This window comes from uncultured Umboniibacter sp. (assembly GCF_947497555.1).
In the GTDB taxonomy this organism is placed as follows: Bacteria; Pseudomonadota; Gammaproteobacteria; order Pseudomonadales; family DSM-25080; genus Umboniibacter.
In genome coordinates, this window is the sequence record NZ_CANMGY010000005.1 from 19,946 (window position 1) to 36,476 (window position 16,531).

The 16,531-nt window shown below is 48.4% G+C and carries 15 protein-coding genes; 7 read left to right on the plus strand and 8 right to left on the minus strand.

All coding sequences use genetic code 11. From position 1 onward, the window contains the following. Window positions 1-264 precede the first annotated feature (264 nt). From Q0698_RS07165 to Q0698_RS07175, 3 genes are all read left to right on the plus strand, one after another. Window positions 265-1,713: a YcjX family protein gene (locus Q0698_RS07165; protein ID WP_298635197.1), complete on the plus strand. Its 1,449-nt coding sequence runs from the start codon at window positions 265-267 to the stop codon at window positions 1,711-1,713. Further along, the gene (locus Q0698_RS07170) at window positions 1,710-2,804 is read left to right on the plus strand and encodes a YcjF family protein (RefSeq protein WP_298635199.1); all 1,095 of its coding nucleotides are present in this window, start codon (window positions 1,710-1,712) and stop codon (window positions 2,802-2,804) included. Before Q0698_RS07165 ends, Q0698_RS07170 begins: the two co-directional genes overlap by 4 nt. Window positions 2,805-2,947: 143 nt before the next feature. After that, window positions 2,948-3,577, plus strand: coding sequence for a hypothetical protein (locus Q0698_RS07175; protein ID WP_298635201.1), 630 nt, complete (start codon window positions 2,948-2,950; stop codon window positions 3,575-3,577). 409 nt (window positions 3,578-3,986) lie between these two features. On the opposite strand, the gene Q0698_RS07180 is transcribed toward Q0698_RS07175, so the two are convergent. The 8 genes from Q0698_RS07180 to Q0698_RS07215 form a co-directional block, all read right to left on the minus strand. Beyond that, complete coding sequence (locus tag Q0698_RS07180; RefSeq protein ID WP_298635203.1) at window positions 3,987-4,376, minus strand: hypothetical protein; 390 nt, start codon at window positions 4,374-4,376, stop codon at window positions 3,987-3,989. A gap of 459 nt (window positions 4,377-4,835) precedes the next feature. Continuing rightward, the gene (gene gorA / locus Q0698_RS07185; protein ID WP_298635206.1) at window positions 4,836-6,191 is read right to left on the minus strand and encodes a glutathione-disulfide reductase; all 1,356 of its coding nucleotides are present in this window, start codon (window positions 6,189-6,191) and stop codon (window positions 4,836-4,838) included. Next, window positions 6,188-7,585 (minus strand): siroheme synthase CysG, encoded by a 1,398-nt coding sequence (gene cysG / locus Q0698_RS07190; protein ID WP_298635207.1) that lies wholly within the window; start codon window positions 7,583-7,585, stop codon window positions 6,188-6,190. The genes gorA and cysG overlap by 4 nt, the downstream gene beginning before the upstream one ends. Continuing rightward, on the minus strand, window positions 7,582-8,859 hold the full coding sequence (serS, locus tag Q0698_RS07195) for a serine--tRNA ligase (protein WP_298635210.1): 1,278 nt from the start codon (window positions 8,857-8,859) through the stop codon (window positions 7,582-7,584). Before serS ends, cysG begins: the two co-directional genes overlap by 4 nt. 38 nt (window positions 8,860-8,897) lie before the next feature. After that, window positions 8,898-9,275 (minus strand): fluoride efflux transporter CrcB, encoded by a 378-nt coding sequence (gene crcB / locus Q0698_RS07200; protein WP_298635212.1) that lies wholly within the window; start codon window positions 9,273-9,275, stop codon window positions 8,898-8,900. 24 nt (window positions 9,276-9,299) lie between these two features. After that, the gene (locus Q0698_RS07205; RefSeq protein ID WP_298635214.1) at window positions 9,300-10,613 is read right to left on the minus strand and encodes a replication-associated recombination protein A; all 1,314 of its coding nucleotides are present in this window, start codon (window positions 10,611-10,613) and stop codon (window positions 9,300-9,302) included. Then, window positions 10,606-11,208 (minus strand): outer membrane lipoprotein chaperone LolA, encoded by a 603-nt coding sequence (gene lolA, locus Q0698_RS07210; RefSeq protein ID WP_298635217.1) that lies wholly within the window; start codon window positions 11,206-11,208, stop codon window positions 10,606-10,608. The genes Q0698_RS07205 and lolA overlap by 8 nt, the downstream gene beginning before the upstream one ends. Before the next feature lie 4 nt (window positions 11,209-11,212). Then, window positions 11,213-13,573: a DNA translocase FtsK 4TM domain-containing protein gene (locus Q0698_RS07215; RefSeq protein WP_366140299.1), complete on the minus strand. Its 2,361-nt coding sequence runs from the start codon at window positions 13,571-13,573 to the stop codon at window positions 11,213-11,215. A gap of 263 nt (window positions 13,574-13,836) precedes the next feature. Here Q0698_RS07215 and trxB point away from each other — a divergent pair, with 263 nt between their 5' ends. From trxB to infA, 4 genes are all read left to right on the plus strand, one after another. Next, entirely contained in the window at window positions 13,837-14,784 is a 948-nt protein-coding gene (gene trxB / locus Q0698_RS07220; RefSeq protein WP_298635223.1) for a thioredoxin-disulfide reductase, read from the plus strand. Further along, window positions 14,784-15,488: a leucyl/phenylalanyl-tRNA--protein transferase gene (gene aat / locus Q0698_RS07225; protein WP_298635226.1), complete on the plus strand. Its 705-nt coding sequence runs from the start codon at window positions 14,784-14,786 to the stop codon at window positions 15,486-15,488. Before trxB ends, aat begins: the two co-directional genes overlap by 1 nt. Continuing rightward, window positions 15,478-16,176, plus strand: a complete 699-nt coding sequence (locus Q0698_RS07230; protein ID WP_298635228.1) for an arginyltransferase — start codon at window positions 15,478-15,480, stop codon at window positions 16,174-16,176. The genes aat and Q0698_RS07230 overlap by 11 nt, the downstream gene beginning before the upstream one ends. 87 nt (window positions 16,177-16,263) lie before the next feature. After that, on the plus strand, window positions 16,264-16,482 hold the full coding sequence (gene infA, locus Q0698_RS07235) for a translation initiation factor IF-1 (RefSeq protein WP_121876414.1): 219 nt from the start codon (window positions 16,264-16,266) through the stop codon (window positions 16,480-16,482). Window positions 16,483-16,531: the final 49 nt, after the last annotated feature.

Consider the following 16,531-nt stretch of genomic DNA (forward strand, 5'->3'; position numbering starts at 1 on the left):
ATGCTTTCATTGGCGGTAGCCAATGTCCCGCTAGTCAAACTATAGTGCGTCCAGTATTCGATCACCGGTTCCGACTTATCACTAGTTTCATTGTCTAAAGAGAACCTCCCTCGCCAATAACTCGATAGTTTGGTAGTTCATGCAAACCCTTAGATTGCCTGCTTCTCGCTTGGGCGCTATGGTTGTCCTGTAACAACTCGAAAATATATGACTAACTCGCTGCATCCAAACAGCATCAACGCACGTCAAATAAAGTATATGAGTATGAAACTATCGAAATCATCGCTACGGCGAAAACTTAGCCAAGTCGGTTCGTCATTCGATGATCTGGTCGACCAGGGTAAAAGCCTAACGAGTCATCATTGGGAAAGACTTCGTCATCAGCGCCTTAAAGTGGGTGTGGCTGGGCTCTCCGGTGCGGGAAAATCAACCTTCATTACCAGTTTAATAGCGCAGTTGCGCGGGTTCGACGAGGCGACGTTAACATCGCTGTCAGCATCTGTTGAAGGACGCCTTCGTGCTGTCGAGCTGCTCGCCCTGAGCAAGCATCGTGAGGTACTAACCGCTTTTGCCGTGGACCAATTCTTACACGAACTCGATGCGGATGAACCAAATTTCCCGCCTTCAACTCAACAGCCTAGTGCTATCGATATTCGCATTAACTATGTGAGTCGCAAGGGTAAGCGAAAGGCTTTAACTCTCGAGCTTACTGATTTCCCTGGTGAATGGCTTGTGGATACCGCTTTGCTTAAGATGAGCTATTCCGAGTGGAATAGTTGGCAGACTAAAATTTGGAGCCAAACAGAGCAAAATGAGATTACAGCGATGCTTGGACGGCTTCAGCTAGGCGTAGATACAGGAACCGAAGGAGGCTCGGATGCCGAGGCAAGACATTCTGAAGCCAGCAGCCTTTGTTTTCCGAGCGATGAATTGCTCTCGGTATTCGCGCAATATCGAAATTTTCTACAGTCCAAACGTTCAGAGTCAGGCGGCACACTCTACACCCCAGGACAAGTAACCGTCCCGAATGATAGCGTTGATGTATTTCCTGTTCCCATTTTCAATGTTGACGATTCAGATCGCAGCAAAGCGCTTTTAACGCTCATGGAGTCTCGTTACAACGAGTACGTTAAAACATCCGTTAAACCCTTCTATGAGAACCATATAAAAGGACTAGATAGGCAGGTACTGCTCGTAGACGTTCAATCCGTGCTTCATCACGGCAAGAAGCGTAAGGAGGAGGTGTCTGAAGCACTCGCATTAATCATGGGGCAAGTGATGTTCACTGAAGCGCACTCGCTAATGAATTGGTTAAGTCCGCACGTAGATAAGATCATGATCTACGCAACGAAGGCGGATCTAGTCCTCCCTGAAGACCACGAGGAAATGCGCCGTGTGGTGCAGCAGGTAGCACAGGATACCATTCGATATACCCAAACACAGGGTGCTAGTGTGCACGTCGAGGCCGTCGCGGCGATGCGAGTAACGCGTTACAGCAGGGAAGAGACTGGTGAATTTTTAACTGCCAGGACGGCTGAAGGAGAGTTCGTTCGCTTTCAAAATCCTACACTGATTGGCGCAGACTCACTTAATTACGATAGTTTCAAGCAATACGCTTTGCCGCAATTACAACCTAGGGTTAAGCACGGCGTACCGGAGCATCTCCGAATGGATGTGGCCATTGAACAAATATTGGGGGACTGGCTACGATGAGCAGCGTGAAGCGAACCGGACATATTGAGTTTACGACAGAGTTTGAAGTACCGGCTTCTGGGAATAGAGAAGGCAAGGTAGAGACCGCTGATGCCGAAGCATCGGCGATTCAGGAAAGAGAACAGAGTGAGTCTTGGCCGACATCACCCGCAATTTCTGATGATTCAAAGGGTTCAAGAGGAACGACAGTCAGCAGCCGCGTTATCTTTTGGAGTCGCTGGTTTTCGGTTGGTATTGCAACAATCATCGTTATTGAAGGTTACCGACTGCTAAATTTTGCGTGGGAAGTTAACACTGTCTTTGGCGGAGCCATCACAGTGTTAATCGCCGGTTTAGTCGGCGCTGCTGGCTTTAGGCTTTGGCGATGGCGCCTCGCTGGAAAACAACTGAGTAACTACGAGACACTGCGCACCGATGCTGAACGCGCGCTAGTGCAACGTTCAGTGAAGCTAAAGAACGCCTGGCAGAAGGATGCTGAGCGGTATTTTAATAATCCTGATATGCAGCGATTGCTAACTAAAGTATCAAACGATGCAGGGGATTACGGCGACAGCCGTGAATTCGTTCTAGCAATCGATCGGGCTTTGTGCCAACACCAAGATAAGCAGGCCCAGAAACTCATTGCTGAAACGGCAAAAAAATCGGCGTTGGCGGTTGGAATTAGCCCCTTTGCAACGTTAGACATGATGCTGGTGTTTTGGCATTCGCTTCGGCTGGTCGACGGCATTGCCAAAATATACGGGTTACGTCCGAACGGTCGCGTACGTTATCAGCTAGCGCACAAGATGCTGCGGAATACATTTTCCATGGGAGCATCTGAGATTGGCTTACAGACTATTCTGCCTGAACTGGGACTGGGTATGGGCTCTCAGTTACTTGGTCGGGTTGGTCAGGGTATTGGCGCGGGAGTTCTGATGTCTCGCTTAGGGCTTGAGGCACTCAACGCGGTTAGACCGGTCCCGTTTCATGAGTCGCCGCCAAAACTCAAGAGCATTGTTCGGGGGATTACCCAACGCGCTACAACGGAAGAGCTTGAAGCAATGGGCGTGACGAGAGTTTTGGGTGAGAAGACGCAGGTAAAGCGTGGCTAGTATATTTTGTACCGGCGTTGACAGGCCAGTAATATCGGGCCGAAGTTAAGTAAGTTACCAAACACTGAACAAGACCTTACGCGAATAATTAAGAACAAATTTACGACACAATTAATGATGAATTAACCTTAGAGGGAATAACCATGGATAGTAACAAAGCGATTAAAGCGGCAATTATTGCGTCATTGTTAATGGGTACATCGGCAGCCTTGGCGAATCAAGAATTTGAGTTCAGCTCAACGTTTGATCTAACTACGGTGGATGTTCAGGAACTGCAACTTCAACTCGACGTTGGGAAATTAGATTTTAACGTTGTGGACAACAACTCGTTGTCGATCACAGCGTTCATCGACGGGGATGACTGTACTGGAGACAGCGAAGCCGATCCGAAGGTGGAAGCTAAGTTACGCGGTGATGTGCTTGAAGTCAGTGTTGATCATCAAGACTGCGTGGCTGACTTTACGATCGCAGCTCCGCGAACGCTTAAGACCAAAGTAGAAATGGGTGTCGGCGAATTGAAAGCTACCGCTGGTGACAACTTTAGAAGTACCGTCGGTGTTGGTGAAGTCACTATCCACGTTGATAGTGCTAGCTTTAGTCGAATCGACGCGGACGTGGGTGTAGGTGAGGTAGATCTTCGCTTAGACGACGGACGTGTTACTGAAAGTGATCGTTGGTTTGTCAATGAGAGCCTGACCTGGAGAGGAGACGGTGAAGCACGTCTTGAGGTTGAACTAGGCGTCGGCGAAATTAGTATTCGCGAAGCTGAGTAACGAGTATAAGCTTGCTAAGCTAACGGCTGCTCTGATTGGAGTGGTCGGAATAGCGGTAAGATAAAAAAGGGTTTGGCTGAGAGGTCAGCCCTTTTATTTAATGTACATTATTTAACATAATATACATTATGCGTAGTGATAGATTACTTAATCAGGAAGATTGACCACAACCGCAACAGAGGCCTGACTATTGAATTTGAAGGTGCTATTAACCTTAGGGGTTGTCTCTGTGTCGCTTGAGGAAACAGCTGACGTAGTTAACATAGAATAAATTCGGGACAGTGTTTTTTGTGAGCCTAGCTGCAATCCACTGAATGAAGCGTACTTTATGCGTGCATCTGTCCCGAATTGTAATGTTAACCTCCATCTGAAAGTTAACTTGGTACGATTAGCTAAAGAACCCTGCGGATTAGCTGGAAACAGTATTCTCTTCAGCGTTGCAACCTGGAATAGTGGTCACCTCGTGAATTTGAAGTTCCCAATCTTCGGAAAATCGGTTTTTGTGCTGTGCCGAAATACGGTATTTCGTGCAAGCCGCAACTTCGAAGCTAACGCCTTGCATTGTGGGTTCTCCATTTCCGTAAGGCTCTTTCGTTGTTTGAAGAACTAAAGTGTACGTGCCCTCATCGAGCCTCATTTGAGATCTATTTCTTATTTCTCCGTCTACCGCCTTGATAACGATCCCATAATTATCATCATCTACAATAGAAGCGTCGCTGACAATAACAGCTTTGGAAGCAAGCGCTAAATTACTAATTGATATCCCTAAAACTACAACAACGAGTTTGATTACATTCATGATCAATCCTTATGCTCATTTAAAAAATACAATCAATATGAAAGCAACAAAGCGTTTTTGCGCCTCCTATACATGACCTTATACTAAGATTTCGGGTTAAGCAATTGACACGATCAGATGGCATGGCTTTAACATCTGCCCTGTTCTTTAACAGAAATGGCAACTTAATAATTTAAATGCTCGATTGCGTTTGTGGCTAACAAGGTAGTTGGTCGCGTTCGTTCTCCAAAAGGCTCATCTAAAATAGCATAATGAAAATAGACAGGAATTAACCTTAGGTGAGTGTCGGATCATTTCGCTGCGCCGTTTACCAAGGAATCCTGGCTTGGCGTTAAACGCATTTAGTGAACCCTTAGAGCAACTCATTCTGTAATTAATTCATCAAAAAAAAGCAGATACCTTATCAATAAGTATCTGCTTTGCTTAGCTTCTCAACAAACTGAGTTCTAGCTCGAAAAGTTAGTGACGAGTTGGTTGACGCATTGTGACAAACTCTTCAGCGGCCGTTGGATGAATACCAATGGTCGCATCAAAGACCGCCTTAGTAGCGCCCGCCTTCATGGCAACGGCTAAGCCCTGAATAATTTCACCGGCATCCGGACCAACCATATGGCAGCCGACGACTCTATCTGACGCGTCGTCCACGATAAGCTTCATAAAGCTTCGCTCTTCGCGTCCAGAAACAGTGAACTTCATAGGGCGGAATTTGCTGGTATAGACTCTGATCTTGTCAAAACGTTCGCGAGCCTGCTCCTCAGTAAGCCCGACAGTACCAATATTTGGCTGGCAGAACACTGCAGTAGCGATGTCCGCATAATCGATTTCATAGGTATTGTCATTGTAAAGGCGGTTAGCAAGACTCATACCTTCGGCCAGCGCAACAGGTGTTAGCTCCATGCCGCCAATGATATCACCAACGGCATAGACGTTTGGCGCTTTAGTTTCAAAGCTAATCGGATCCACATCAATATAACCGCGTTCGTTAAGCGTTACGCCCTGTTCAACAGCACCCAGGTTCTCTAGGTTTGGGTGGCGACCAATAGCGGTTAATACCGCATCCGCAGTGATGGTCTCACCGTTGGTTAGTTCGACCTTGAGCTCGTCGCCATGCTTGGTAATCGCAACGATGTTGCAGTTAAGCGCAAGATTGACACCCTTCTTCACAATCTCCTCGCTGACTTCGCTACGAATGTCGTTATCGAACCCTCGTAGAATCTGATCGCCACGGTAGATTTGTGTAACTTCGCTACCTAAGCCGGCAAAGATACCAGCAAATTCAGTAGCAATATAACCGCCACCAAGCACTACAAAGCGCTTAGGGAATGTCTTAATGTAAAAGATCTCATTAGAGTCAATCATGAGTTCAGCGCCCGGAATTGACGGGCGTGTTGGCCAGCCACCGGTAGCAATCAGAATGCGTTCTGCGGTGTAGCTAGTGCCGTTTACTTCAACAGTATTTGGCCCAGTAATGCGCCCTCTTCCGTCGATAACTGTGACGCCTGCTCCGCCTAGCATATTGCGGTAGATTCCGTTCAAGCGATCGATCTCATGTGTCTTATTGTCACGGAGCTTATCCCAATCAAAGCCCTTGACCTCTACATCCCAGCCGTAAGCCGCTGAATCACTAAACTCTTCTTTGAACTGGCTGCCGTAGACGAAAAGCTTCTTAGGTACACAACCTACATTGACGCAGGTTCCGCCCATATAGCGATCTTCGCATACCGCAACTTTGGCACCAAAACCCGCCGACATTCTGGCACAGCGAACACCACCGCTACCGGCGCCAATAACAAAGAGATCGTAATCGTAGTTCATAGAGTTTCCTTAGCGTTAACACTTTTGCCACGCCACTTTAGCGTTTGATGAAGGCCCACCACGTCACCAACAATAATAAGGGTTGGTGCTTTAACTTGATGCTCGCTCACCAGTGAATGGATAGTTTCTAGCGTACCGGTATAAACGCATTCGTTTTCGGTGGTGCCTCGTTCGATAAGCGCCACTGGCGTCTGCGGATTTCGTCCGGTACCGATAAGCTTTTGACAGATGGCATTTAAACTCAAAAGGCCCATATAGAAAACAAGGGTTTGCCGAGAGTCCTGTAAGGAAGAAAAGTCGAGTTCGGGCGAACCATCCTTGAGGTGCCCAGTAACGAATCGGACTGATTGAGCATGATCACGATGCGTTAAGGGGATGCCGGCATAACTCGCGCAACCGCTAGCCGCGGTAATTCCTGGTACAACTTGGAATGGAATCTTCTGCTCCACAAGCAGCTCCAGTTCCTCTGCACCGCGACCAAATATAAAAGGATCTCCACCCTTTAAGCGCGCGACAATTCGACCATTTGTGGCTTCGCGGTAGATGAGGTCATTAATTTCGTCTTGGCTAAGCGTATGGTTTGAAGCGCGCTTCCCAACATAGATGAACTCCGCATCACGTCTGGCCATATCAACAATTCGAGGATCGACAAGACGGTCATAGAGGACAACATCCGCGCGTTGTAGCAGCCTGATTGCCTTAAAGGTGAGAAGTTCTGGATCGCCGGGGCCCGCGCCAATGAGATAAACCGCCCCCATCTTCAAGCCATCATCGCTCGCATAAGCTTCGAGATTACGATCAAAGCGGTCCTGTAGCTCGTCACTACCTTGATAACACAACTCGGCGAGTTCAGATTCGATAGTGTCTTCCCAAAAGCTACGTCGTTGGTCCACGGAACCCAACAGCATCTTAACCTTATCGCGCTGGCGGCCCAAGAATCGCCCCCACTTCCCTAGCTCGGCAGGAATATAAGCATCAAGTTTACGACGCCAATAGCGTGTTAGGACTGGAGCGTCCCCTGCGCTTGACAGCGCAATGGTGAATTCGTCGCGTTCAATAATCGCCGGGAAAATGACGGTCGAAATGGCGGGTTGATCAACCACGTTAACCAGAATATTCTGTTTGGAACATGCCTCAGCAAGCATTTTATTGAGCGCCGTATCTTCAGTAGCGATAACTACTAGATATGCGCCGCTAAGATCGTCTAGCGCTACGGCTCTTAAACTCAAGTTCAACGATAGCGCTTCTACTCTCGGATCCGCGTCAAGGGCGATCACACGAACAGCTGCCTTAGCTTTGAGGAGCCATTTAAGCTTTCGCAGTGCCACCTCCCCTGCCCCAACAACTAATACATCTCTGTCCGCAAGGTTTAGTGAAAGTGGCAGGTAGTTCATATCGCTAAGCGTTCCTTACCACCCAGGTATGGCTGAAGAACTGTAGGCACGCGAACACTACCGTCTGCCTCTTGGTAATTTTCGAGGACGGCGACCAGCGTTCGGCCAACGGCCAAACCTGAACCGTTAATGGTGTGGGCCAATTCCGGCTTCCCTGTCTCTGGATTACGGTACCGAGCCTGCATTCTTCGCGCCTGAAAATCTCGGAAATTACTGCAGCTAGAAATCTCTCGATAGGTATTCTGTGCTGGCAGCCAAACTTCAAGGTCGAAGGTCTTAGCCGCTGAGAAGCCCGTATCACCAGCACATAGAAGTACTTTACGATAAGGTAGCTCCAACGCTTGCAGAATCGCCTCAGCGTGGCCGGTTAGCTCCTCAAGCGCAGCGTCGGAATCAGCTGGCGCGACAACTTGGACAAGCTCAACTTTTTCGAACTGGTGCTGGCGAATCATCCCACGAACATCTCTTCCATAACTACCTGCCTCCGAACGGAAGCAAAGTGAGTGGCAGGACATCTTCTTAGGTAGCTCAGTCACTTCGAGAATACTATCCGCAACGATATTGGTAACCGGTACCTCGGCAGTCGGGATTAGGTAGTAATTAGACTCACCTGCGACTTTGAACAAATCTTCTTCGAATTTTGGCAGCTGACCAGTGCCGCGCAGCGCATTACTATTAACGAGCAATGGTGCGTTGATCTCTTCGTATCCATGTACGTTGGTATGAGTATTCAACATGAACTGGGCAAGAGCCCGATGAAGCGCAGCAATTTGCCCCTTCATAACCACGAAGCGTGAACCGGCAAGCTTATCGACCGCGGTGGCAAAATCTAGCCCTAGCGGCTCACCGAGATCGACATGATCCTTTGCCTCAAACGCAAAGTTTTTTGGCGTTCCCCACGTCAACACTTCGAGATTTTCGCTCTCATCTTTGCCCTCAGGAACCTCTGTAGCAAGAGTGTTGGGGGTCGACCATAGAATCTCGTCTAGCTGATCCTGGATGACCGCTAGGCGCGTTTTCGCTTCATCAGCTTTGGTTCCCATGTCGGCGACCGCATCAAGCAGCGGCTGAATATCTTCGCCCTTTGCTTTGGCTTGGCCGATCGCTTTAGAGCGCTGACGTCGTTCGGCTTCAAGATTCTCTTTATCAACTTGAAGGGTTTTACGTTCAGCTTCTAAGGCTTCAAACTCTGCAGAGTTAAAATCAAAGCCGCGCTTAGCTAAGTTCTCTGCGACAGCTGCCGCATTTTGGCGCACATATTTTGCGTCTAACATGGTTACATCCGAATATTGAAAATTTGATTTAAATATCGTTAAAAAAGTCGCGCCATTATAATACCGAGTGAGGCAGCAATTAAACCTAAAAACACACTACTCGCTATGTAAATTCCCGCAAGTAGATACTTAGCCTCAGCGAGTAGGTGATAAAAATCCAAGCTCATGGTGCTAAAGGTAGTAAATGAACCTAAGAAGCCCACGGTGATGACCGCTGCAACGTGCGGCTCGAGTGACATCTTCTCCGCACTTAACACATAGCTAAAGCCCAGCAGAAAACTACCAATCATGTTGACACTAAAGGTGGCGAGCGGAAAACTAAGATCGCTAAAGTTCTCTGCCACATACTTAGACGCAGAGAATCGTGCTAGGGCCCCAAAGGCACCGCCAACTGCAACGGCTAGGTACATCCACATCAATAGTTACTCCGACTGCTAGTCCTAGTCATATCTCTGCCGGCCACTCGCTTCATCAAGCGCACGGAGATGCTTTAACTTATCACTAATCTTCGTCTCAAGACCTCGCCCAACAGGCTCATAAAGCCGAGTTCCATGGAGTTCAATAGGTAGGTAGCTCTCTCCCGCGGCGTAGGCCTCTGGCTCATCATGAGCATAGCGATAATCATCGCCAAAGCCAGCCTCTTGCATTAGCTTAGTAGGCGCGTTACGAAGATGGTTAGGAACTTCGTAGCTCCCTGCTTGAGCGAGTTGCTGAGCCGTTTTCCAGGCACTATATACCGCGTTGCTCTTTGGCGCGCTCGCAAGGTAGACCGCCGCCTGTGCTAAGGCCAGTTCGCCTTCTGGCGAGCCGAGTCGATGCTGAGACTCCCACGCTGCAAGGCATAATTCAAGTGCGCGGGGATCGGCATTGCCAATATCCTCGCTAGCCATACGAACGAGCCGACGGGCAACATAGAGTGGCTCACAGCCTGCCGAGAGCATCCGTGCTAGCCAATAAATGGCCCCATCCGGTGAGCTCCCTCGGATAGACTTATGTAAGGCAGAGATTTGATCGTAGAAATAGTCCCCGCCCTTGTCAAAACGAACGGCGGCACTGGAAATTACATCGCGCAGGTCCGCATCCGACACCTTAAGGTCATCTGCGACATCAATCAGCATCTCGAGAAAACTTAAGCAGCGACGCGCGTCACCATCTGCTGCCGCGATTAGAGCATCCTGCTGCGAAGGAGTCATGAACTCAGTAGGCAATTTGAGCTCATCATAAGCACGTTGTAATAGGAAGCCTAGGTCTTCAGCTGAGTGTGATTTGAGGCGATAAACCTTAACTCGAGAGATCAGTGCATTATTGACTTCAAAGGAAGGATTCTCGGTGGTGGCGCCTATGAAGATCAGATCACCGTCCTCCACGAAGGGCAGAAAAGCATCCTGTTGCGCTTTATTAAAACGATGGACTTCGTCTACAAATAGGACAACTCTACGACCGTGGGCACGGTACTGCTCCATTTGAGCGACCACTTCACGTATTTCTTTGGTACCAGAAAGGACGGCCGACAGTGCCAGGAATTCGGCATCAACCTGCTGGCTCAGAAGCCGTGCAAGCGATGTTTTCCCCACGCCAGGCGGCCCCCAAAAAATCATGGAATGCAGCCGACGCCTATCAAGGAGTTTGCGAAGCGCTTTGCCGCTGCCGAGCAGATGAGTCTGCCCTACGTAATCATCAAGGGACTTAGGACGAAGCTTAGCGGCTAAAGGCTGATCCAGCGGCGTACTCTCGCTAAACAGGTCATTAGCCACCCGTTACGACCTCAACACCCTCTGGTGGAGTAAACTCGAACATCTGATCTTCTGGAACACTGAAATTGTGCTGAAAAAAGACAACTTCGGTTCGCTGCCCGATTAAATCAACGTAATTAAGCCCGGCGATAAGGTCGCCATCTTGCACGAGTTCGATCACACTAAATTGACTCGTTGACAGCGGCGTAAATTTATAACCGTGAGCCAATTCCGTAATTTCAAAAACTTCGGCTATCGCCTCAACATCCGCGTTGAAAAGTAAAGCGGGGTTTACCGGGCTGCTTGAGTCGATAGTTCGATAGGAAGCCTGTTCCAAATCAGGATCATATAGCCAAACACTGGAATCGTTCACGATTAATAACTGCGGCCATGGCGACAAAGTTTCCCAACGAAGGCGTTGCCCAGAAGCCAAGTCTGCACTACCCGAAGATGTCGTCATCAGCTGTCCATTCTCGTCGTAACTAGACTGCTCAAATTGTGCGCTAAAAGCGCTATGCTTCGCTAAGAGCGACGATAATTCGCTAAACTCCTGTGCGGGTGCTTGCGAAGAAAAGCTTGCTAATATGATTACTGACAATAGTCGTAACAACATCATAGTTTTACCTTACTGGTTTAGGAGCGAGTACTTTTCGCGCCCCGTTATGGCCTGCCTCGGAGAGGACTCCGGCCTGTTCCATCGCGTCAACAAGGCGAGCAGCCCGGTTATAACCAACACGAAGCTGTCGTTGAACGGCCGACACTGACGCCTTACGACTTTCGGTAACGAAAGCGACCGCTTCATCGTAGAGTGGATCCGATTCATCGCCACTGCCACCGGCATCCGCTTTATCCTCTTTCATGCCTGGTACCGCGATGTGTGATTGATCATCGAGGATACTATCTATGTAGTTCGGCTTGCCTCGCTTCTTCCAATTTGCGACCACAGCGTGCACTTCGTGATCGTCGACGAACGCGCCGTGAACTCGTTGAGTATTCGACGTACCCGGAGCCAAATAGAGCATGTCACCATGGCCTAGAAGTTGCTCCGCACCGCCCTGATCCAGGATAGTTCGTGAGTCAATTTTGGATGATACTTGGAAGGCAATTCGCGTGGGAACGTTGGCTTTAATCAACCCCGTAATAACATCTACGGAAGGCCTTTGCGTGGCAAGAATCAAATGAATGCCGGCGGCACGGGCTTTCTGAGCGATACGAGCAATAAGCTGTTCAACCTTTTTACCAACAATCATCATCATATCGGCGAATTCATCAATAATGACAACCACACTCGGTAACGCTTCTAATTTCGGTATTTCTAGCGCTTCGCCTTCAGGAACGTAAACCGTCTCGGGATTGAATAATGGATCATCGATAGGCTCCCCCGCTGCGATGGCCTCCTTGACCATACGATTATAGCCAGCAAGGTTACGAACGCCGAGTTTCGACATCAGTTTGTAACGGCGTTCCATTTCGCCAACACACCACCGTAGCCCGTTTTCAGCGTCTTCCATGTCAGTAATCACGGGTGTTAGTAGATGCGGAATCTCATCGTAAACAGACAGCTCGAGCATTTTAGGATCAATTAAGATTAATCTCACATCGTCAGGCGTTGATTTAAAAAGAAGGCTCAAGATCATCACATTGATCCCAACAGACTTACCCGAGCCCGTGGTTCCGGCGACTAATAAATGTGGCATCTTAGCTAAGTCACCTACAATCGGCTGACCACTGATGTCGTGACCTAAAGCAAGCGTTAATGGACTCTTCGACTGATCGAACACGGTTGAGTTGAGGACTTCCTGCAGCATAACCATTTGACGATGTTCATTAGGAATCTCAATGCCAACGAAGGATTTACCGGGGATGATTTCGACGACGCGAACACTTTTGACCGCTAAGGATCTCGCAAGGTCTCTAGCGAGTGAGGTGATACGCGCACCCTTAATTCCCGCGGCGGGCTGAATCTCGAAGCGTGTAACGACTGGACCCGGGAGTACGGCTTCCACAGTCGCGATAATATTGAACTCCTTTAAGCGCGCTTCGAGGAGTTGAGACATAGCTTCCAATGTGTTCGAGCTATAAGCGGGCTTACCGTTATTTTGCGGTGGATCCAACAAATCCAGCGTTGGTAACGTCCCAACAACCGCCTCGTCTTCAAAAATTGAAACCTGTTTCTCTCTCTGAAGGCGGGCACTGTCGATTTTAGACTTCGGTGGCGCGGACTGCACTATCTTGGGTTTTGGCTTAGGAGGTTTCACTTCCATGGGTTCCGCCATAACCTTCACCGCCCGTTTTGGCGCTATGTTAGACCTCGGCTTTCGTGCAAATAGGCCTTTTATTAAGCCCGCTAGTGATTCGAAACCTGCCCGGAAGAGATTGAACGTTGCCCTAATGAAGCTCACTGTCAAGTTGCCCAGCCTTTTGAGCAACTGAAGCCAACTAAAGTCAACGAAGAGTGTGACGCCTATTAGAAACGAGGCACTAGCAAGCAATACACCCCCAAAAACGTTAAGCCATTCGATAGTCGGTGCCAACAGGTACTCGCCAATAATTCCACCAACGCCGAACGGAAGCTCGGTGGCTAATTCACCGAACATCAGCTCCACTAGCAGACACCCACTAATGCAAGTGATCAGTAGCGCTACAAAACGAATCGCAAGCGTAACACTACTGAAATCCATTTCATTGCGACGGTAAGCAAGAAAACTTAATACTCCACGCCAGATCACTAAGACCGCGAACAACCAGGTGATTGCGCCAAACAGACTGAACAGAGCATCGGCTACGCGTGCGCCAACGATACCAATAGCATTTTGCACCGGTACGCCAGTGTTAGAGTTACTAAAACTTGGATCGGTAGCCGTCCAAGTGAACAGCGCAACGAGAAGAAGTGACCCGAAGGCGATGACCAGAATAGCTAAGGATTCCTTCGCGAAGCGCTCAACTAACTGGCTTGAACTGTTAACCGGAGAATTACTCACAAGCGATGCCCTTAAGTGGTTCATTTAACTATTGTTATTATGCTAAATACTATCAAACCTTTTGTAAAAAAGCCCCTAGTTATAGCCGAAGCAACCAAAAGCGTGGCTAGACAACATAGCCTTGCCCGCTATTAGGTAGCTAGACAATATATTAACGTTTATACCTATCGTGAAAACCGAAGATGTCATGGCTTGTTTATTACCTTTGCTCCACGCTAAACTGACGCCCTATTGTATTACATCCCAATATTTCAGAGGCAACAATGTCCGATATCAAACATCATCGTTTAATCATCTTAGGCTCGGGTCCAGCGGGTTATAGCGCGGCAGTTTACGCAGCGCGAGCCAATCTTAATCCGGTTATCATCACCGGCATGCAACAGGGCGGCCAATTAACGACCACTACAGACGTAGATAATTGGCCTGGTGATGCCGAAGGCGTGCAAGGTCCGGAGCTGATGATGCGCATGCAAGCACATGCTGAACGCTTTGATACGGAAATAATTTTCGACCACATCTTAAATGCAGACTTGAGTCAGCGTCCATTTGTACTAGAAGGCAATGAGACGTATTCATGCGACGCATTAATCATTGCTACCGGCGCATCTGCGATGTATCTAGGATTAGAGTCAGAAACAGCGTTTCAAGGTAAAGGTGTGAGTGCCTGTGCAACCTGCGACGGATTTTTCTATCGCGGTCAGAAAGTTGCAGTGGTTGGTGGCGGTAATACGGCCGTGGAAGAAGCGCTGTACTTATCTAACATCGCCTCGGAAGTTACGCTAATACATCGTCGCGATTCACTCCGTTGCGAGAAGATTCTCGCTGACAAACTTTTCGAGAAAGAGAAGAACGGTAACGTCAACATCCTCTGGAACCATACCTTGGAAGAGGTAATTGGTGATGAAATGGGCGTTAATGGAATTCGTCTAAATGACCTTGAAAATAATACGAGTAAGAATCTTGATATCGCCGGGCTATTTATTGCTATCGGCCACCGGCCTAACACCGAATTGTTTGTCGATCAGTTAGCAATGGACGGTGGTTATCTTACTATTCAAAGTGGTTTGCAGGGAAATGCTACCCAAACTAGTATTCCAGGCGTTTTTGCTGCCGGTGACGTAGCGGATCAGGTCTATCGTCAAGCCGTGACCTCAGCTGGCTTCGGCTGTATGGCGGCGCTGGACGCAGAGAAGTTTCTCGACGAACAGTAATGACTATCTATCGCCTCCTAGATGATGACCTAGGCTTCCCCTCGCCAATTTCGGACGAAGTTGAAGAGGATGGCTTACTCGCTGTAGGAGGTGATCTTTCGCCTCAGAGACTACTGAATGCCTATCGCCACGGCATTTTTCCGTGGTTCAATTCCGACGACCCGTTACTTTGGTGGAGCCCACCGCAACGAGCAGTGGTGTCACCAGCCCAGGTTCATTGTTCACGGTCAACACGGAAAAGTGCGAAGCGCAATACTTGGACAGTCACCTTCAATCACAGTTTTGATGCGGTAATCAACGCCTGCAGGATGTCCTCTGCTGATCGTCCAGACACCTGGATTGATGAACGTATGGTGAAGGCCTATAAGCAACTCCATCAGTTAGGTTGGTGCCACAGCGTGGAAGTGTGGGACGGTGATGAGCTTGTTGGCGGGCTCTACGGTATTGCTATGTTTCCATTCTTTTGTGGTGAATCCATGTTCAGCCGAAGCGCTAACGCAAGTAAGTTCGCTTTTTACGCGTTAAGTGAAAAATTGAACGAACTGAACTTTGACTGGATTGATTGTCAGATGCCAACTACGCATCTCAGTTCGTTGGGTGTTGCGGAGATTGATCGCAGTACTTGGTTTAATACGCTTATCAATACTGACGTTGATACTTCTCCTGTTGCGGAGCTATCAGCAGGAGGCACTATTGACCTATAAATTTGGCGTAGTACCACCACACCCCTGTCCTTACATCCCAGGAAATGAAGCGCGGAACATAGTCCTCTGGCCGGAAGAAATTGTTAACAAACACGTGGCGAGCCATTTAAATCTTAATGGATTTCGACGCAGTGGGGATCACCTGTATCGTCCGCACTGCGGCACTTGCAGTGCGTGTGAGTCAACCCGCGTGCGGGTAGCGGACTATCAGCTAAACCGAGCTAGTAAGCGATGCATTAAGAAAAACGATAAGTTACGCATCGAATGGGCTGCGGACTTCGATGACGAGCTGTTCTACCCGCTCTACGCAGAATATATCGATCGGCGACACGCCGATGGCGATATGTTTCCGCCCTCCTATACGCAATTTACGTCCTTCCTTGGGCCAATGTATGACTTTAACTGCTACCTTGCTGTTTACGACGGCGACAATCTGGTTGGGGTAATGGTTTATGACCAGTTCTATGACGGTCTCTCAGCCGTCTATAGCTTCTTTGATCCTGACAAAGGCAGCTTCGGTTTAGGACGTTTATTAATCCTAAAGCTGATCCAGCTTACCCAGGATCTGAAGTTACCTCACCTCTACTTGGGGTATGCCGTTGATCAATGCCAAAAGATGCAGTACAAGGCGGATCATCACCCTCAGGAACGTTTCATTGATGGTAAATGGCAGTTGATTCCCAAATAGTTTTGCAACTGGCCTTGTATTCGGGCAAAATGACGGCGTTTTGCAACACGCAACTTTTAATAGTTAAACAGGTAGGAAGTATCCTTAATGGCAAAGACTGACCATATCGAAATGGAAGGCGAGGTAGTTGATACCCTCCCTAACACCACATTCCGCGTTCGCTTGGAGAATGGCCACGAAGTTTTGGCTCATATTTCAGGTAAAATGCGCAAACACTACATTCGTATTTTGACGGGTGACAAGGTGAAGGTCGAATTGACACCTTACGACTTAACGAAAGGTCGTATCACCTATCGCGCTCGTTAAACTAGCGTTGATAAAAAAAAGCGGACTTATGTCCGCTTTTTTTATGCCT